14 protein-coding genes are annotated in these 16,758 nt (G+C 59.3%); 10 read left to right on the top strand and 4 right to left on the bottom strand.

Annotation, left to right across the window (positions count from 1 at the left end):
• Nucleotides 1-159: 159 nt before the first annotated feature.
• Both ACA063_RS27055 and ACA063_RS27050 read left to right on the top strand, forming a co-directional pair.
• A complete protein-coding gene (locus tag ACA063_RS27055; RefSeq protein ID WP_497664006.1) occupies nucleotides 160-1,494 on the top strand; it encodes a nucleobase:cation symporter-2 family protein in 1,335 nt (444 codons plus the stop codon).
• Between the two features lie 60 nt (nucleotides 1,495-1,554).
• Nucleotides 1,555-2,064: a nucleoside deaminase gene (locus tag ACA063_RS27050; protein ID WP_497664005.1), complete on the top strand. Its 510-nt coding sequence runs from the start codon at nucleotides 1,555-1,557 to the stop codon at nucleotides 2,062-2,064.
• 97 nt (nucleotides 2,065-2,161) lie between these two features.
• On the opposite strand, the gene ACA063_RS27045 is transcribed toward ACA063_RS27050, so the two are convergent.
• A complete protein-coding gene (locus ACA063_RS27045; RefSeq protein WP_490145856.1) occupies nucleotides 2,162-2,566 on the bottom strand; it encodes a lysozyme inhibitor LprI family protein in 405 nt (134 codons plus the stop codon).
• 261 nt (nucleotides 2,567-2,827) lie between these two features.
• Between ACA063_RS27045 and ACA063_RS27040 the strand changes: the two genes are divergently transcribed.
• The 7 genes from ACA063_RS27040 (at nucleotide 2,828) to ACA063_RS27010 (ending at nucleotide 11,424) form a co-directional block, all read left to right on the top strand.
• On the top strand, nucleotides 2,828-3,805 hold the full coding sequence (locus tag ACA063_RS27040; protein WP_008033250.1) for a dipeptidase: 978 nt from the start codon (nucleotides 2,828-2,830) through the stop codon (nucleotides 3,803-3,805).
• A 164-nt stretch (nucleotides 3,806-3,969) separates the two neighbouring features.
• Nucleotides 3,970-4,500: a DUF5943 domain-containing protein gene (locus ACA063_RS27035; protein ID WP_497664004.1), complete on the top strand. Its 531-nt coding sequence runs from the start codon at nucleotides 3,970-3,972 to the stop codon at nucleotides 4,498-4,500.
• Between the two features lie 15 nt (nucleotides 4,501-4,515).
• Nucleotides 4,516-6,576, top strand: a complete 2,061-nt coding sequence (gene dgcA, locus ACA063_RS27030; RefSeq protein ID WP_045059901.1) for a dimethylglycine demethylation protein DgcA — start codon at nucleotides 4,516-4,518, stop codon at nucleotides 6,574-6,576.
• Nucleotides 6,577-6,784: 208 nt separating this feature from the next.
• A complete protein-coding gene (gene dgcB, locus ACA063_RS27025) occupies nucleotides 6,785-8,737 on the top strand; it encodes a dimethylglycine demethylation protein DgcB (protein ID WP_497664003.1) in 1,953 nt (650 codons plus the stop codon).
• Entirely contained in the window at nucleotides 8,737-9,957 is a 1,221-nt protein-coding gene (gene etfA, locus ACA063_RS27020; protein ID WP_497664002.1) for an electron transfer flavoprotein subunit alpha, read from the top strand. Before dgcB ends, etfA begins: the two co-directional genes overlap by 1 nt.
• A gap of 15 nt (nucleotides 9,958-9,972) precedes the next feature.
• Nucleotides 9,973-10,743, top strand: coding sequence for an electron transfer flavoprotein subunit beta (gene etfB, locus ACA063_RS27015; protein WP_497664001.1), 771 nt, complete (start codon nucleotides 9,973-9,975; stop codon nucleotides 10,741-10,743).
• Between the two features lie 114 nt (nucleotides 10,744-10,857).
• Nucleotides 10,858-11,424 carry a GNAT family N-acetyltransferase gene (locus tag ACA063_RS27010; RefSeq protein ID WP_497664000.1) on the top strand — a complete coding sequence of 189 codons (567 nt, stop codon included), beginning with the start codon at nucleotides 10,858-10,860 and terminating at the stop codon, nucleotides 11,422-11,424.
• A gap of 971 nt (nucleotides 11,425-12,395) precedes the next feature.
• On the opposite strand, the gene gbca is transcribed toward ACA063_RS27010, so the two are convergent.
• Complete coding sequence (gene gbca / locus ACA063_RS27005) at nucleotides 12,396-13,691, bottom strand: glycine betaine monooxygenase oxygenase subunit (protein WP_497663999.1); 1,296 nt, start codon at nucleotides 13,689-13,691, stop codon at nucleotides 12,396-12,398.
• 283 nt (nucleotides 13,692-13,974) lie between these two features.
• Here gbca and gbcB point away from each other — a divergent pair, with 283 nt between their 5' ends.
• A complete protein-coding gene (gene gbcB / locus ACA063_RS27000; protein WP_497663998.1) occupies nucleotides 13,975-15,075 on the top strand; it encodes a glycine betaine monooxygenase reductase subunit in 1,101 nt (366 codons plus the stop codon).
• 215 nt (nucleotides 15,076-15,290) lie between these two features.
• Here gbcB and ACA063_RS26995 read toward each other — a convergent pair whose 3' ends face one another.
• Both ACA063_RS26995 and ACA063_RS26990 read right to left on the bottom strand, forming a co-directional pair.
• Nucleotides 15,291-15,488 (bottom strand): hypothetical protein, encoded by a 198-nt coding sequence (locus ACA063_RS26995; RefSeq protein WP_497663997.1) that lies wholly within the window; start codon nucleotides 15,486-15,488, stop codon nucleotides 15,291-15,293.
• A 206-nt stretch (nucleotides 15,489-15,694) separates the two neighbouring features.
• Complete coding sequence (locus ACA063_RS26990) at nucleotides 15,695-16,519, bottom strand: SDR family oxidoreductase (RefSeq protein ID WP_497663996.1); 825 nt, start codon at nucleotides 16,517-16,519, stop codon at nucleotides 15,695-15,697.
• Nucleotides 16,520-16,758: the final 239 nt, after the last annotated feature.

Genomic DNA, 16,758 nt, shown 5'->3' with positions numbered 1-16,758 from the left:
TCATCCATCGTTATAAACGATGGTTGCTCATTTGCTCCATCGGATACAAGCAGAGAATATCGCCCCTGACGTCAGTTCTTCTGCTGCATCGATTTGCGCTGTGCCTAGCCTGCGGACGCCCTCAGGACAACAACAAAAAGCACTCGGGAGACATTCGATATGAGCAATTCACAGGTTCATCCGGTGGACGAAGTACTGCCCATCCGCCAACTGGTGACATTCGGTTTGCAGCACGTACTGGTGATGTATGCGGGGGCGGTAGCGGTGCCGCTGATATTGGGCAGCGCACTGGGGCTGACGTCGGCGCAGGTAGTCATGTTGATTAACGCGAACCTGCTGACCTCGGGGATTGCGACGATGATCCAGACGCTGGGCTTCTGGAAATTCGGCGCACGTTTGCCCCTGATTCAAGGCTGCTCATTTATTGCCCTGGCGCCGATGATCATGATCGGCAAGGAATTCGGGCTCACCGAAGTGTTCGGCGCGGTCATCGCCGCTGGCGCGATCACGATCGCCATGGCGCCGGTGTTCAGCCGCCTGTTGCGGTTTTTCCCACCGGTGGTGATCGGCAGCCTGATTACCATCATCGGCATCTCCTTGATGCCCGCCGCCGCTATCTGGCTCGGCGGCGGCAATCCGGACTCGGCAGAGTTCGGTTCATCGTCGAATCTGCTGCTGGGTCTGGCCACGGTGAGCGTGACGCTGGTGATTTATGCCAAATTCTCCGGCTTCATCGGCAATCTCAGTGTCTTGATCGGGTTGTTCGTTGGCAGCCTGATCGCGGCGGCATTCGGCATGACGCACTTCGGCCAGGTGAGCAGTGCGGCCTGGTTTGAACTGAGCCCGCCCATGGCCTTTGGCATGCCGCAATTTTCGCTGATGCCGATTCTGGTGATGACGTTAGCGATGTTGGTGATCATGGCCGAGACCACCGGTAACTGCCTGGCAATCGGCAAGCTGACTGGCAAGACCACCACGCAGCAAACCCTGGGCAATGCATTCCGGGCCGACGGTCTGTCGACGATGCTCGGCGGTTTGTTCAACAGTTTTCCGTATAACGCGTTCACGCAGAACACCGGCCTGATCGCACTCTCCAACGTCAAAAGCCGATACGTCGTGGCGTCGGCGGGGGCAATCATGGTGCTCATGGGCTTGTTTCCCAAACTGGGCGCGTTGATTGCCGCGGTCCCGACGCCGGTGCTGGGCGGCTGCGCCGTGGTGATGTTTGGCATGACCACGGTGGCGGGCATTCAGGAGTTATCGCGCGTGCAATTCGAGGGTACGCGCAACGGCATTATCGTTGCGGTGTCAGTCAGCGTCGGTGTGCTGCCGATGTCCTTTCCTGCGTTGTTCGAACACGCCAGCGGCACCCTGAAGCTGGTGCTTGAAAGCGGGATATTCCTTGGGGCGATCACCGCCATCGTGCTCAACGTTCTACTCAACCCACAACCCAAAAACGAGCCAGCGGCCCAAGGCGCCGAGCTGGCCGACTGAAGGAAAAATGCCCCGATCCCGACAGGTGAAGGGCTCAGTTGAAAACAATAAGGAGTTCACATGACACGCTTCACTTGCGCTGTACCTGCCGGCATCACCGAACTTGATCTGCAACTGCTGCGTCGTTCCCTCGCGCTGGCTGAAGACTCCAAGGCCCGTGGTCGTCACCCGTTCGCCGCGTTGGTAGCGGATGAGGACGGTAACGTCATTGCGACGGCGGGCAACAACTCCATGCCGCCCGAAGGCGACCCGACCCAGCACGCTGAACTGGCCGCTGCCGCCCAGGCCGCAAAGCTGCTCAGCCCGGCCGATCTGGCCCGCTGCACCCTCTATACCAGTGCCGAACCCTGCTGCATGTGCGCCGGTGCGATTTACTGGACGGGCATCGGACGCGTGGTTTACGCACTGTCCGAACATGCCTTGCTCGGACTCACCGGCGATCATCCGGAGAACCCGACCTTCTCGCTGCCTTGCCGTGAAGTGTTCGCACGCGGTCAGCGGCAGATCCCGACGTTCGGACCGATGCTTGAAGCCGAGGCGGCCAAGGCGCATGAAGGGTTCTGGAAGTAGGTGAAGGGAAACTGTGGCGGGCGCACCGCCACAGGATCCATCGTGTACCGCGATTTTCTGGAGGTTTCTAAAGCTTAAGCTGATCAGCGCGAATCACTCACTCCTGCCCAATCGACTCCAAAAACTCCGACCGCTCATCACTCATCCGCGCCACGCAATCATTCTGCGCGATGGTGAATGCTTTGCTGCCGCTCGTCGCCGGGAACGCTTCGACGGCGCAATCGGCATCCCGTGTCTTTAACCATTGCTGTTGCGAGGCTTTGATCCTGGCGGTGATGTCGGTGAGTTGCGACGGGTTTTTGCCGTAGAGCGTCTGCATGCGCTCCGCCAGGCTTTGATAGTTGTCTTTGAGCAGGTCTTCGGCTGTGGTTCGGCTGTAGGCCGAGCATTCCAGGGTCTGGACGTCGTTTTCGACGGCATCGCAGGGGGTGCTGTCGGACTCTTCCTGGGCCTGTACGCCCGTCGCCGTCAGTAGTGCCAAGACCAGAAAAATCGTTTTCATAGCGCTGCCGTCCCCTTTATTCCATTCAAAGCTTCAGTAACGCGTTATTGAAGCATCCAGTGATGCGGCGAATTCTGGCCCAAGCGGAGGGGCTTGAACAGGCGGGCGATCAGGCCCGTCGACGACCCTTTGTCGCGGATTGACGCTTTCGGCAATTCCCCTGTCGTTTTTGCACCCGGCTGCCGAGGCACCGAGGCATATGCTGGCCCCAAAGCGCCGGCACACGATTCGGCGCACGAATCGCTAATAGGGGACAGCCTGATGAGCCCAGCCGAATTGCACGCCGACAGCATCGTTATCGACGGGCTGATTATTGCCAAGTGGAACCGTGAGCTGTTCGAAGACATGCGCAAGGGCGGTCTGACCGCGGCCAACTGCACCGTGTCGGTATGGGAAGGCTTCCAGGCGACCGTCAACAACATTGCCGCCAGCCAGAAACTGATTCGCGAGAACAGCGACCTGGTGATTCCGGTGCGCACCACCGCCGACATCCGCAAGGCCAAGGAGCAGGGCAAGACCGGCATCCTCTTCGGCTTCCAGAATGCCCACGCATTTGAGGACCAGATCGGCTATGTCGAGGTGTTCAAACAGCTGGGCGTCGGTATCGTGCAGATGTGCTACAACACCCAGAATCTGGTCGGTACCGGCTGCTACGAGCGCGATGGCGGCCTGTCGGGCTTCGGTCGTGAAATCGTCGCGGAGATGAACCGTGTCGGCGTCATGTGCGACCTGTCCCACGTGGGTTCGAAAACCTCGGAAGAAGTCATCCTCGAATCGAAGAAGCCGGTGTGCTACTCCCATTGCCTGCCGTCGGGCCTGAAGATTCACCCGCGCAACAAATCCGATGAAGAACTGAAGTTCATTGCCGATCACGGCGGTTTTGTCGGTGTGACCATGTTCGCGCCATTCCTCGCCAAGGGCATCGATTCGACCATCGACGATTACGCCGAAGCCATCGAATATACGATGAACATCGTCGGCGAAGACGCCATTGGCATCGGCACCGACTTCACCCAGGGCCATGGCCAGGACTTCTTCGAATACCTGACCCATGACAAAGGCTACGCACGCCGCCTGACCAGCTTCGGCAAGATTATCAACCCGCTGGGCATCCGCACCGTCGGCGAGTTCCCGAACCTGACCGAAACCCTGCTCAAGCGCGGTCATTCCGAGCGCGTGGTGCGCAAGATCATGGGCGAGAACTGGGTGAATGTCCTGAAAGACGTCTGGGGCGAATAAAACCGGCCTCCCAACAACCCTGTAGCAGCTGCCGAGGCACGAGGCTGCGTTGGGCTGCGAAGCGGCCCCCGAGGGCGGTCCTGCGGACCGCAACGCAGCCTCGCAGGCTCGGCAGCTGCTACACGACGACACAACACAACGAATTTTTCTGGAGTTAAGTTTCCATGGCCAAGATCGCCCCGCAATTGCCAATCGAAGTCGACAGCGAGACCGGTGTCTGGACCTCTGACGCCCTGCCGATGCTGTACGTACCGCGTCACTTCTTCGTCAACAACCACATGGGCATCGAGGAGGTTTTGGGCGCTGATGCCTACGCCGAAATCCTCTACAAGGCCGGCTACAAATCTGCCTGGCACTGGTGTGAGAAAGAAGCCGAATGCCACGGCCTTGAAGGCGTCGCGGTGTTCGAGCACTACATGAAGCGCCTGTCGCAACGCGGCTGGGGCCTGTTCAAGATTCAGGACATCGACCTCGACAAAGGCACTGCCAGCGTCAAGCTCGAACACTCGGCGTTCGTTTACGTGTACGGCAAGGTCGGGCGCAAGGTCGACTACATGTTCACCGGCTGGTTTGCCGGTGCCATGGACCAGATTCTGCAAGCCCGCGGCAGCGACATCCGTACCGTTGCCGAACAAGTCTACGGTGGCTCTGAAGAAGGCCACGACGACGGTTTGTTCACCGTCAAGCCGTTGTAAGTCGAGGAACCCGCCATGGCTTTCGAAGCAATGTTCCAGCCGATCCAGATCGGCAAACTGACCATCCGTAACCGCGTGCTCAGCACTGCGCACGCCGAGGTCTACGCGACCGACGGCGGCATGACCACCGACCGGTACGTCAAGTATTACGAAGAGAAAGCCAAGGGCGGGATCGGCCTGGCGATTTGCGGCGGTTCCTCCGTGGTGGCCATCGACAGCCCGCAGGAGTGGTGGAGTTCGGTGAACCTGTCCACCGACCGGATCATTCCGCACTTCCAGAACCTCGCCGACGCCATGCACAAGCACGGCGCCAAGATCATGATTCAGATTACCCACATGGGCCGTCGCTCACGCTGGGACGGTTTTAACTGGCCGACCCTGATGTCACCGTCGGGCGTGCGTGAACCGGTGCACCGTGCCACCTGCAAAACCATCGAGCCGGAAGAAATCTGGCGGGTGATCGGCAACTACGCACAGGCTGCTCGCCGGGCCAAGGCCGGTGGTCTCGACGGCGTCGAACTGTCCGCTGTGCACCAGCACATGATCGACCAGTTCTGGAGCCCGCGCGTCAACAAGCGTACCGATGAGTGGGGCGGCAGTTTTGAGAACCGCATGCGGTTCGGCCTGGAAGTATTGAAGGCTGTGCGGGCTGAAGTCGGCCCGGATTTCTGCGTCGGCATCCGTCTGTGCGGCGACGAATTCCACCCGGACGGCTTGTCCCACGAGGACATGAAGCAGATCGCCAAGTACTACGACGACACTGGCATGCTGGACTTCATCGGTGTGGTGGGGTCGGGTTGCGACACTCACAACACCCTGGCCAACGTCATCCCGAACATGAGTTATCCACCGGAGCCGTTCCTGCACCTGGCGGCCGGTATCAAGGAAGTGGTCAAGGCTCCGGTGCTTCACGCACAGAACATCAAGGACCCGAACCAGGCGACCCGAATTCTGGAAGGCGGTTATGTGGACATGGTCGGTATGACCCGTGCGCACATCGCTGATCCGCACCTGATCGCCAAGATCAAGATGGGCCAGATAGACCAGATCAAGCAGTGCGTCGGCGCCAACTATTGCATCGACCGGCAGTACCAAGGCCTGGACGTGTTGTGCATCCAGAACGCCGCGACCTCCCGTGAATACATGGGCGTGCCGCACATCATCGAAAAGACCACCGGCGTGAAGCGCAAGGTCGTGGTGGTGGGTGCCGGGCCGGCGGGGATGGAAGCCGCCCGCGTGGCCGCCGAACGTGGCCACGACGTGACCTTGTTCGAGAAAAAAGAATTCATCGGCGGGCAGATCACCACCGCCTCGAAAGCACCGCAGCGCGACCAGATCGCCGGTATCACGCGCTGGTATCAGCTTGAACTCGCGAGGTTGAAAGTCGACCTGCGCCTGGGCGTGGCGGCGGATGCGCCGACCATTATGGACCTGCGTCCGGACGTGGTTGTGCTCGCGGTTGGCGGGCATCCATTCCTGGAGCAGAACGAGCACTGGGGTGCGGCTGAAGGCCTGGTTGTCAGCAGCTGGGACATTCTCGATGGCAAAGTCGCGCCGGGTAAAAACGTGCTGGTGTACGACACCATTTGCGAGTTCACCGGTATGTCGACCGCCGACTTCCTGGCCGACAAAGGCAGTCAGGTCGAGATCGTTACCGATGACATCAAGCCTGGCGTGGCGATCGGTGGCACCTCGTTCCCGACCTACTACCGCAGCATGTACCCGAAAGAAGTGATCATGACCGGCGACATGATGCTGGAGAAGGTCTACCGCGAAGGTGACAAGCTGGTGGCGGTGCTGGAGAACGAATACACCGGCGCCAAAGAGGAGCGGGTGGTGGACCAGGTGGTCGTGGAAAACGGCGTGCGTCCGGACGAAGAAATCTACTACGCGATGAAGGAAGGCTCGCGCAACAAAGGCCAGATCGACGTCGAAGCCCTGTTCGCGATCAAGCCGCAACCTTGCCTGGAACAGAGCGGTGACGGTTACCTGCTGTTCCGCATCGGTGACTGTGTGGCGCAACGCAACGTGCATGCCGCGATCTACGACGCACTGCGGCTGTGCAAGGATTTCTAACGACATCACCTCCATCACCTGTGGCGAGGGAGCTTGCTCCCGCTGGGCTGCGAAGCGGCCCCAAAACCGGCAGTCGAGGTGTATCAGATAGACACCAGCGGCTGTTGGGAGCGCTTCGCGCTCCAGCGGGAGCAAGCTCCCTCGCCACAAGTAGGTACGTCGCTCTTACCGGCGCGCACATGACCCCGAGGTCTTTGGGAGCTCCACCATGTTGAACACCCTTCTTCCAATCCTGCTGTTCGCTGCCCTGGGCCTGGCTGTCCTCGGCGCGGTGCGGCGGGTGGCTATGTGGCGCCGGGGACGAGCCTCGAAGGTCGACCTGATCGGTGGCCTGTTCGCCATGCCCAAGCGCTACATGGTCGATTTGCACCATGTCGTTGCGCGGGACAAATACATTGCCAACACCCACGTCGCCACGGCCGGTGGTGCGGTAGCGTCCATTGTGCTGGCGATACTGGTTCACGGTTTCGGCCTGCACAGCCGCATTCTCGGCGTTGCCCTGTTGATTGCCTCGGCGGTGATGTTCGTCGGTGCGATTTTCATGTACCTGCGTCGTCGCAACCCACCGGCTCGCCTGTCCAAAGGGCCATGGATGCGTCTGCCGAAAAGCCTGTTGGCGTTCTCGGCGAGCTTCTTCCTGTTGACCCTGCCGGTGGCCGGCATTCTTCCGCAAAACTTTGGTGGCTGGATGCTGGCGGCGATCCTCTTTGTCGGGGTGCTGTGGGGCGTGTCGGAGCTGTTCTTCGGCATGACCTGGGGCGGGCCGATGAAACACGCCTTCGCCGGTGCGTTGCACCTGGCCTGGCACCGTCGCGCCGAACGCTTTGGCGGTGGCCGCTCCACGGGTTTGAAACCGCTGGACCTCAACGACCCAACCGCGCCGCTGGGCGTGGAAAAACCCAAGGATTTCACCTGGAATCAACTGCTCGGTTTTGACGCCTGCGTGCAGTGCGGCAAGTGTGAAGCGGCGTGCCCGGCGTTCGCCGCCGGTCAGCCGTTGAACCCGAAAAAACTGATTCAGGACATGGTGGTTGGCCTGGCCGGTGGCACCGACGCCAAGTTCGCCGGTAGCCCGTATCCAGGAAAACCCATTGGCGAACACGCCGGCAATCCACATCAACCGATCGTCAACGGTCTGGTGGACGCCGACACCCTGTGGTCCTGCACCACCTGCCGGGCCTGCGTCGAGGAATGCCCGATGATGATCGAGCACGTCGATGCCATCGTCGACATGCGCCGCCATCTGACTCTGGAAAAAGGTGCGACCCCGAACAAGGGCGCCGAAGTCCTGGAAAACCTGATTGCGACCGACAACCCTGGCGGCTTCGCACCGGGCGGGCGGATGAACTGGGCGGCGGATCTGAACTTGAATCTGCTCAGCGAGAAAAAGTCGGTCGACGTGCTGTTCTGGGTCGGCGATGGCGCCTTCGACATGCGCAACCAGCGCACCTTGCGCGCCTTCGTCAAAGTGCTGAAAGCGGCCAAGGTCGACTTCGCGGTACTGGGCCTGGAAGAGCGCGACAGCGGTGACGTAGCACGACGCCTGGGCGATGAAGCGACATTCCAGTTGCTGGCCAAACGCAACATCCAGACCCTGGTCAAATACAGCTTCAACCGCATCGTCACCTGCGATCCACACAGCTTCCATGTGCTGAAAAACGAGTACGGCGCTTTCGATGGCCACTACCTCGTGCAGCACCACAGCACCTACATGGCGGAAATCATTGGTGCGGGTGCCCTGAATCTCGGTCAGCACAAAGGCAGCAGCGTGACCTATCACGACCCGTGCTACCTCGGCCGCTACAACGGCGAATACGAGGCGCCGCGCGAGGTATTGCGCGCCCTCGGCATCGAAGTGAAAGAGATGCAACGCTCTGGTTTCCGATCGCGCTGCTGCGGTGGTGGCGGTGGTGCGCCGATCACCGACATTCCGGGCAAACAACGGATTCCGGACATGCGCATGGAAGACATCCGCGAGACGGGCGCCGAGTTGGTGGCCGTGGGTTGTCCACAGTGCACGGCGATGCTCGAAGGCGTGGTCGAACCGCGTCCACTGATCAAGGACATCGCCGAACTGGTAGCCGACGCGTTGCTCGAAGATGCAGCACCGAGCAAACCGAATGCGCCGCTGAAACGTGAAGAACCTGCGGAGGCCCACTGATGAGCGACATTATCCGCCGCGATCCCCGCGCCGAATGGATCGCCCGCAACCGCCTGCACCCGCTGCACGCGGCCATGCAGCCGGCGCAACACAGCTGGATGGGGCCCAATGGGGTCATCCGCAAGAATCCCCATGGCATGGGTTTCATTGGTCCAAACGGCATCAAACGTATCGACCGCAGCGGCGCACAGCAGGGCGGAGCGACCAAACGCTCGGCCACGGTTGAAGTGCAACTGCCACTGCATCAAGTACCGCAGCCAGCGTTTTACATCAGCGTGGTGCCCGACATGGTCGGTGGACGCTTGAGCAGCCACGATCGCGACCTGCTGGGTCTGGCGCATCAACTGGCCGGTCAGGATGGCGCGGTGTTGGCCGTGATTTTTGGCGAGCACAAGGAAGCGGCCTTCGCTACCGCTGGCGTGGATCGGTTGCTGGTGCTCGACGGCGAGGCGTTCAGCGGTTATGCACCGGAACAGCGGGTCCAGGGCTTGCGAGCTGTGGATAACCAGTTCAGCCCGCGTCACTGGCTGCTGCCCGACAGCCGCAGCGGCGGCGGTGAACTGGGTCGGCGCTTTGCCGCAGCCTTGGGCGAACGCCCGGCGACGCGGGTCTGGCAGGTCAAGGATCAGGAATGTATCGGCCGTGCCGGTGCTGGCTTGCAAGACCTGGCGCGACCGGTTGCGCGCTTGATTCTGGCCGCCGTCGAGTGTGCCGAACCTGTGAGTGAAACCCGTCACGAAGCCTTGCCCGTGGAGTTATCCACAACCGTGGCGCGCAGCCTTTCCCGTATCGAAGATTTGGGTGCGGTCGCGGTAGACCCAGCGGCCATTCCGATGGCGGAAGCCGAATTCATTTTTTCCGGCGGCAATGGTGTCAAGGATTGGGAGCTTTTTCACAGGACCGCCGAAGCCCTCGGCGCCACCGAAGGCGCATCCCGGGTGGCGGTGGACGATGGCTTTATGGCGCGTGATCGGCAGGTTGGCGCCTCGGGCACCTGGGTCACTGCGCGGGTCTATGTGGCCGTGGGGATTTCCGGCGCGATTCAGCACCTGCAGGGTATTGGTGCCTGCGACAAGGTGGTGGCGATCAACCTCGATCCGGGCTGCGACATGATCAAACGGGCCGACCTGTCGGTAATCGGCGAGAGCGCCGAGATTCTTCAAGCCTTGATCGATGCGATAGCGGCCTACCGCAACGACGCCAAGCGCGATGCGGCCTAAGGGAAGGAAAGGGTTATGAGCACGAAAATCATCAGCCTGGTGTCCATCGGCGCCCACCCGACCTCCGGCCGGCCACGTCGCGCCGAGCAGGATGCGCGAGCGGTGGAGCTGGGTCTGCAACTGGCTGGGGATAACCTGCAAGTGCTGCATGCCGGCGACGTCGCAGAGCCCGCGTTGCGTGCGTATTTGGGCATGGGGCTGGAGCAGTTGCATGTGTTGGAACAGCCGTCGGGTTCCGACGCTTTGCCGGCGTTGACCGCGTACCTGCGTGAAGCCGGGGCGCAAGTCGTCCTGACCGGCAGCCAGGCGGAAACGGGTGAGGGCTCGGGCATGCTGCCGTTCCTGCTGGCCGAAAGCCTGGGCTGGCCGCTGGTGGTGGGGCTGGCTCAGGTGGAATCCATCGACGCAGGCTCGGCGCTTGTTCTGCAAGCGTTGCCGCGTGGTCAGCGGCGTCGCCTGAAAGTGCGTCTGCCGTTTTTGGCGACTGTGGATAACGCTGCGCCCAAACCCCGGCAAAGTGCTTATGGCCCAGCACGCAGGGGTATTTTGCAGGCCGATGATATTGAAGTGATCGACGATGAACTGCTCGCGGTCGCTACCCTGCAACCGGCGAAACCACGGCCGAAACGCTTGAAGGTGATCAAGGCCAAGAGCGGCGCCGACCGGATGAAGGCCGCAACAGCCAAGGCTAGCGGTGGGGGTGGGCAAGTGCTCAAAGGTGTTACTGCTCAAGCCGGTGCCGATGCGATCCTCAAGCTGCTGATCGAAGAAGGCGTGGTCCGATGACGCAGGGATTCAGGTTGCAATATCTGAATATACAACCTTCCATCAGGTGAGTTGCCGCACCATGAGCGCCCGCGTTAAATCGGGCGCTCTTTTGTTTTTATGGAGTGCTGTTCAATGGCCGTTGAGTTTCGCTCGGCAGTGCGCGCGGATGCGCGAGAGATTGCCCGCTTGTTTCAGATTTCTTCCGAAGGCTGTTCGGATTACATCTGGAGCCAGATAGCAGAGCCCGGCCAGGATCTGCTGGATGTCGGCGCAATTCGCTACGCTCGTGAAGATGTGGATTTTTCTTACCAGAACTGCCTGATTGCCGAAGCGGACGGGCAGGTCATTGGCATGATGCACAGTTACGTGATGCGTCACGATCCGCTGGCAGAAACCACGACCGATCCGGTACTGGCCCCGTATGCCACGATGGAAATCCACGACACCCTCTATATTTCCAGCCTGGCGCTGCATGAGGGCTGGCGAAATCAGGGCCTGGGCAAGCAGTTTCTCGCCTATGCCTATGACCGTGTAAGTCAGCTCGGGCTCAACGGCTTGAGCCTGATCGACTACGCCGCGAACACCGGCGCCCGGCGATTTTACGAGCGACATGGCTTTCGTATCGTCGATACCTGCCAGGTCACGCCGCATCCGATGATTCGGGTGACGGGCGAGGCCTATCTGATGCATCGGCCTTAGGTGAGAGGCTGCGGTTTTTTTGCCTTGCCATGTCTGAGGCATTGATCGAAGTAGGGTTCGCTAACCCTGCAACCTGGCTTTCTGTAGCAGCTGCCGAGCCTGCGAGGCTGCGTTCGGCCGCGAAGCGGTCGTAATTCCTTCACCAAAAAAATTACCGCTGGCGAGGACTGCGTCCGCGAACGCAGCCTCGCAGGCTCGGCAGCTGCTACATGTCCGGCCAGTTTACCCACAGTCCCTGTTAGCGTATCTGTGGATAACATGTTCGTCCCTTGCTACAGCCCATGCAAATCGTGACCTGTAGCCGTAAGATCAAAAAACAACCAGCCTAAGTTGTCGTTTTTTAACGCGTTTTCCTGAGCAATAGAAAGAATAAGCGCGAGACTTGCCCCCAATCTCTGTTGGCGCTTCTGTGGATAAGATGTTCGCTGTCCGCTGCAGGCCCTGTAAACCGTGGATTTCATGGCCTTGGTTAAAAAACGATCAAACGTGCTGTTTGAGACTTGAATCAGCCCTCGAACGCAGAAAACCCGGGGGTTTCAGCAGTTTTCCACAGCGTCGTTCAAGTTGCCCCCAAAGTCTGTTGGCGCTTCTGTGGATAAGGTGTTCGCGGTCGTCTACAGGCCACGTCAGGCGTGCCTTTCAGGCTTGTGGTCAAAAAACAGCCAATCGCTGTTCAAAACCGTGAATCTGGATAAGTCACGGATTTTCTTCGGGTTCTGAGGAGAAAGTTTTGCGCAAACCCACACTTGTCCCCATTAGCTGTGGGTGGAGGTGTGGATAAGTTGTTTGCGGAAGGCTGGGAGGCACGGTGGGTATAGGTCCGAACGGTATAGGTCATATTTCGTACAGTGCTATGGCCTGTAAGAGCGAGCCTGCTCGCGATGGGCTCCAACGATGGCGCTGGAAACCTGAGACTCCGCGGTGTTCTCAGGTTCATTGCGAGCAGGCTCGCTCCTACAGGGGCGGTAGCGTTAGCCTTGGACTGGAACCCCTTTGAGATACGGCGCAGGCTCAGCCCCCAGATTGCTCAATAACCGCTCGCTGTACCAATCCACAAAGTTCACCACGCCAAACTCATAAGTCTTGGAGTACGGACCTGGCTGGTAAGCGGTGGAGTTGATCCCTCGCTGGTTCTCTTCGGCCAGACGGCGGTCCTGGTCGTTGGTCGCGTCCCAGACCTGACGCATGCGGTCGACGTCGTAATCCAAGCCTTCAACGGCGTCCTTGTGCACAACCCATTTGGTCGTGACCATGGTTTCCTTAGCGCTGATCGGCCACACCGTGAAGACGATGATGTGGTCGCCCATGCAGTGGTTCCACGAGTGCGGTAAATGCAGGATGCGCATCGAGCCCAGGTCCGGATTCTTGATGCGGCCCATGAGTTTGGCGCAGCCCTGTTTGCCGTCCAGGGTCATCGACACGGTGCCTTTAAGCAGTGGCATGCGCACGATGCGGTTACGCAGGCCGAAGCTGGCGTGAGCGTACGGGATCTTCTCGGCTTCCCACGATGCAGCGGAGGCGGCGACGTGGTCCTTGAATGCCTGATCGGCGCGCGGGTCGGTAACGTCGTCCCATTCCAGCAGGGTTTTCAGCAGTTCCGGGTGCGACGCGTTGCAGTGATAGCACTCGCGGTTGTTTTCCAGCACGAGCTTCCAGTTGGCCTTTTCCATCAAGGTGGTGGTGATTGCCACCTTGGTGTTCTCCATGTCGTACGGTTCCATGTAATGGTTCAGCGTCGACAGGAAATCATCAATGGCTGGCGGGGTCGAAGACAGGCTGATGAAGATGTAGCCGCCGGCAGTCTTCACGTTCACCGGTTTGAGGCCGTACTGCTTCATGTCGAAGTCGGAGCCCATCTCGGTGCCGGCGAACAACAGACGACCGTCCAGCTCGTAGGTCCACTGGTGGTAATGGCAGACCAGCTTGGCGACTTTGCCTTTTTCACTGGTGCACAGGCGCGAACCACGGTGGCGGCAGACGTTATGGAACGCATGCACCACGCCTTCTGCACCGCGAATCACGATGATCGGGTTTTTGCCGACCTGCAGGGTCAGGTAGTTGCCCTTGGTCGGGATCTCGCAGGTCATGCCGGCGATCAACCACTCTTTCTGGAAGATCTCCTGCATGTCGATATCAAACAGCCGCTCGTCAGAGTAAAACGGCTGCGGCAGCGAGTAAGTGCGTTCGCGCTCCTGGAGCATTTGCGCGGTGGCCTTGCGTGCGGGTTCCAGCGGATCGCCCAGGCTGATTTTTGCGGTGACGTCCATCGATTTGATCCTCATGGCCTTTCTGTGAGGCCGGCGAAAGTGGCTAATCAGGTTTGCTACGCAAGGTGTAAAGAAACAGTAGTGGTGTGAAGCGAGTGTGGGGCCGGCGCTACCCGGAACCTTATCCATGGGCGACATGGCCCAATCTGTTCCCGACGCGCAACCCCCGGTAGTTGGGGGCTGGTCGCGATAAGTATGTGAATGTCGCAGATAGGTAAATGGGTGGTTCGCGCTATACGCAGAATCGCCAACATAAGGCCGAGCATCGGCGGTGGAGAACAGCATGTCCAACAGCTTCCTGAATCCGGTAACGACCCAGACCTGGGCCAATGGTCGACACATCGTCCGTTGCGTCAAAGTCATCCAGGAAACCTGGGACGTGCGCACCTTCTGTTTCATGGCCGACCAGCCGATTCTGTTCTTCTTCAAACCGGGGCAGTTCGTCACCCTTGAGCTGGAAATCGAGGGCGTGCCGATCATGCGCTCGTACACCATTTCCAGCTCGCCGTCGGTGCCTTACAGCTTTTCGGTGACGATCAAGCGCGTGCCGGGGGGCAAGGTGTCCAACTGGTTGCACGACACCCTGCATGAAGGTCAGGAGCTGGCGGTGCACGGACCGGTCGGGCTGTTCAACGCCATGGACTTCACCGCGCCGAAAGTGCTGTACCTCAGCGGCGGCGTCGGCATTACACCGGTGATGTCGATGGCGCGCTGGTTCTATGACACCAATGGCAACGTCGACATGGTGTTTATCCACAGCGCCCGCTCACCCAAAGACATCATCTATCACCGCGAGCTGGAGCACATGGCGTCGCGGATCGACAACTTCAGCTTGCACCTGATCTGCGAGAAGCATGGTCTGGGCGAGCCCTGGGCCGGTTATCGCGGTTACCTGAACCACAAAATGCTGGAACTGATGGCGCCGGACTTCCTGGAGCGCGAAGTGTTCTGCTGCGGACCGACGCCGTACATGAATGCGGTCAAACGCATGCTCGAATCGGTCGGTTTCGACATGTCGCGTTATCACGAGGAGTCGTTCGGCGCGACGCCACCGGAAGCCCGTGCCGATGCGGTGGAGCAAGCTGAGATAGCAGCGGATGCGCCAGAAGTGGACTTGGCGGATCTGCACCAGGTGGAATTCATTGCTTCCGGGAAAAGCATTCGTGTGGCGCCCGGGGAAACCGTGCATGCGGCAGCCGCCAAGCTCGGCCTGCTGATTCCGAAAGCCTGCGGGATGGGGATTTGCGGGACGTGCAAGGTGTTGAAATTGGGCGGCGAGGTGGAGATGGAGCACAACGGCGGGATCACCGAGGAAGACGAAGCCGAGGGGTTCATCCTGTCGTGCTGCAGCGTGCCGAAAGGGGATGTGCGGATCGAGTTCTAGCGCGACCGATGACGGCAGGCTGATCTCGTAGATAGGCTAATGCCGTTTTGATGCGAGATAGACGCAATGAACACGATCTTATGGTGAGGGGTTATTTCTCTTCTCCGTAGTGGACGGGTTGCGAGTTTGGCCCAGCGTCACTTTGCGAGTTGCCGGTGCCGGTCAACGTGGCGCCATCGATCCGTGACGTGAGCCGCTGGAGTCGTTAACTACAATCACTCGTAGAAGAGTTTTACTGCGATTGAGCCTGACATGGTTTCCTCGTAAACCTTATCCACAATTTTGTACTGTCCGCCAGTTGCTTTATAGGTTTCGCCGATCTGTGCAAGTTTTTGAAATTCATCCCAATCCACTTCAGTGGCGGTGGTACCCGAATCGTTTTTCAGCAGTTTACCTAAGGGTTGGTTGCTCATTTGGATCACTCTCTACTAATACATGGCTTTACCGTCGAACGTTCGACAGGTTTTTGTTCCCGAAAGACTGCGTAAATTCTTCGCGGGTACTCAGAAGCTATGCCAGTAATGTAGGGAGGAGAACTGTCATAAATGACAGAACCGATGAGCGGTGCGGTATCGTTTCGTGATGCCGCGCTGCTTATGACGATTTTGTAGCGCCCGAGCTAGTCGACAAACAGGTCTGGCATCAGTCTGTCGGTGGAGTCCGGTGAAAATCGATACGGTCCAAAATCTGTCACCCCGTGTTCACCCAGAATTTCTTCATCAATCAGCAACCGCCCCGTGATGCTGCGATCACGGCTGTCCAGAATCACGTAAGCCGCATCCGCCATGATCGCCGGCGTCCTCGCATGCTTGAACGAATCCCGCGACCCGAGCTGAAATTCGATGGCGGCTGTGGCGATCATAGTCTGCGGCCATAGCGAGTTGACGCTGATGCCATAGTTCTTGAATTCCTCGCTCATGCCCAGAGTCAGAATGCTCATGCCGTATTTGGTCACGGTGTAGGGGCTGTATTGGGCGAACCATTTGGTCGCCAGATTCAGCGGAGGCGACAGGTTGAGGATGTGGCCATTGGTTTTTTTCAGATAGGGCAGGGCGGCCTGGCTGCACAGCAACACGGCGCGAGTGTTGATCTGATGCATCAGGTCGAAGCGCTTGAGTTCGATGTGCTGAACGCCGGTCAGTTTGATCGCGCCGGCATTGTTGATCAGTGCATCAATGCCGCCGAAATGTTCATTGGCTTGAGCCAGTGCCTCGCGCACCGCAACTTCATCACGCACGTCTACTTGCAAGGCCAGCGCTTTGCCGCCTGCGTCCTCGACTTCCTTCGCGACACTGAAAATCGTGCCCGGCAGTTTGGCGTGTGGATCGGCGCTTTTGGCGGCAATCACAATATTGGCCCCGTCGCGCGCAGCCCGCAGCGCGATCTCACGGCCGATCCCGCGGCTGGCGCCGGTGATGAACAGGGTTTTGCCTTGTAATGACATGCGTGCGCTCCTGATTATTGTTTTGCGAGCAAGGGCTCGACACACAATGTAGACCAGGGGAGCAAGGAGCTGTGTAGACCTGTGGATCTGTGGATCTGTGGATCTGTGATCTGTGATCTGTGGTCTGTAGACCTGTAGACCTGTAGACCTGTGGACCTGTGGACCTGTGGATCTGTGGTCTGTGGATCTGTAGGAGCTGTCGAGTGAAACGAGGCTGCGATCTTTTGATCTTGATCTTT

The sequence above is a fragment of the Pseudomonas sp. LBUM1643 genome (genome assembly GCF_059716215.1).
The sequence above is the reverse complement of the archived record's forward strand: the minus strand, read 5'-3'. Positions and strand labels throughout refer to the sequence as shown.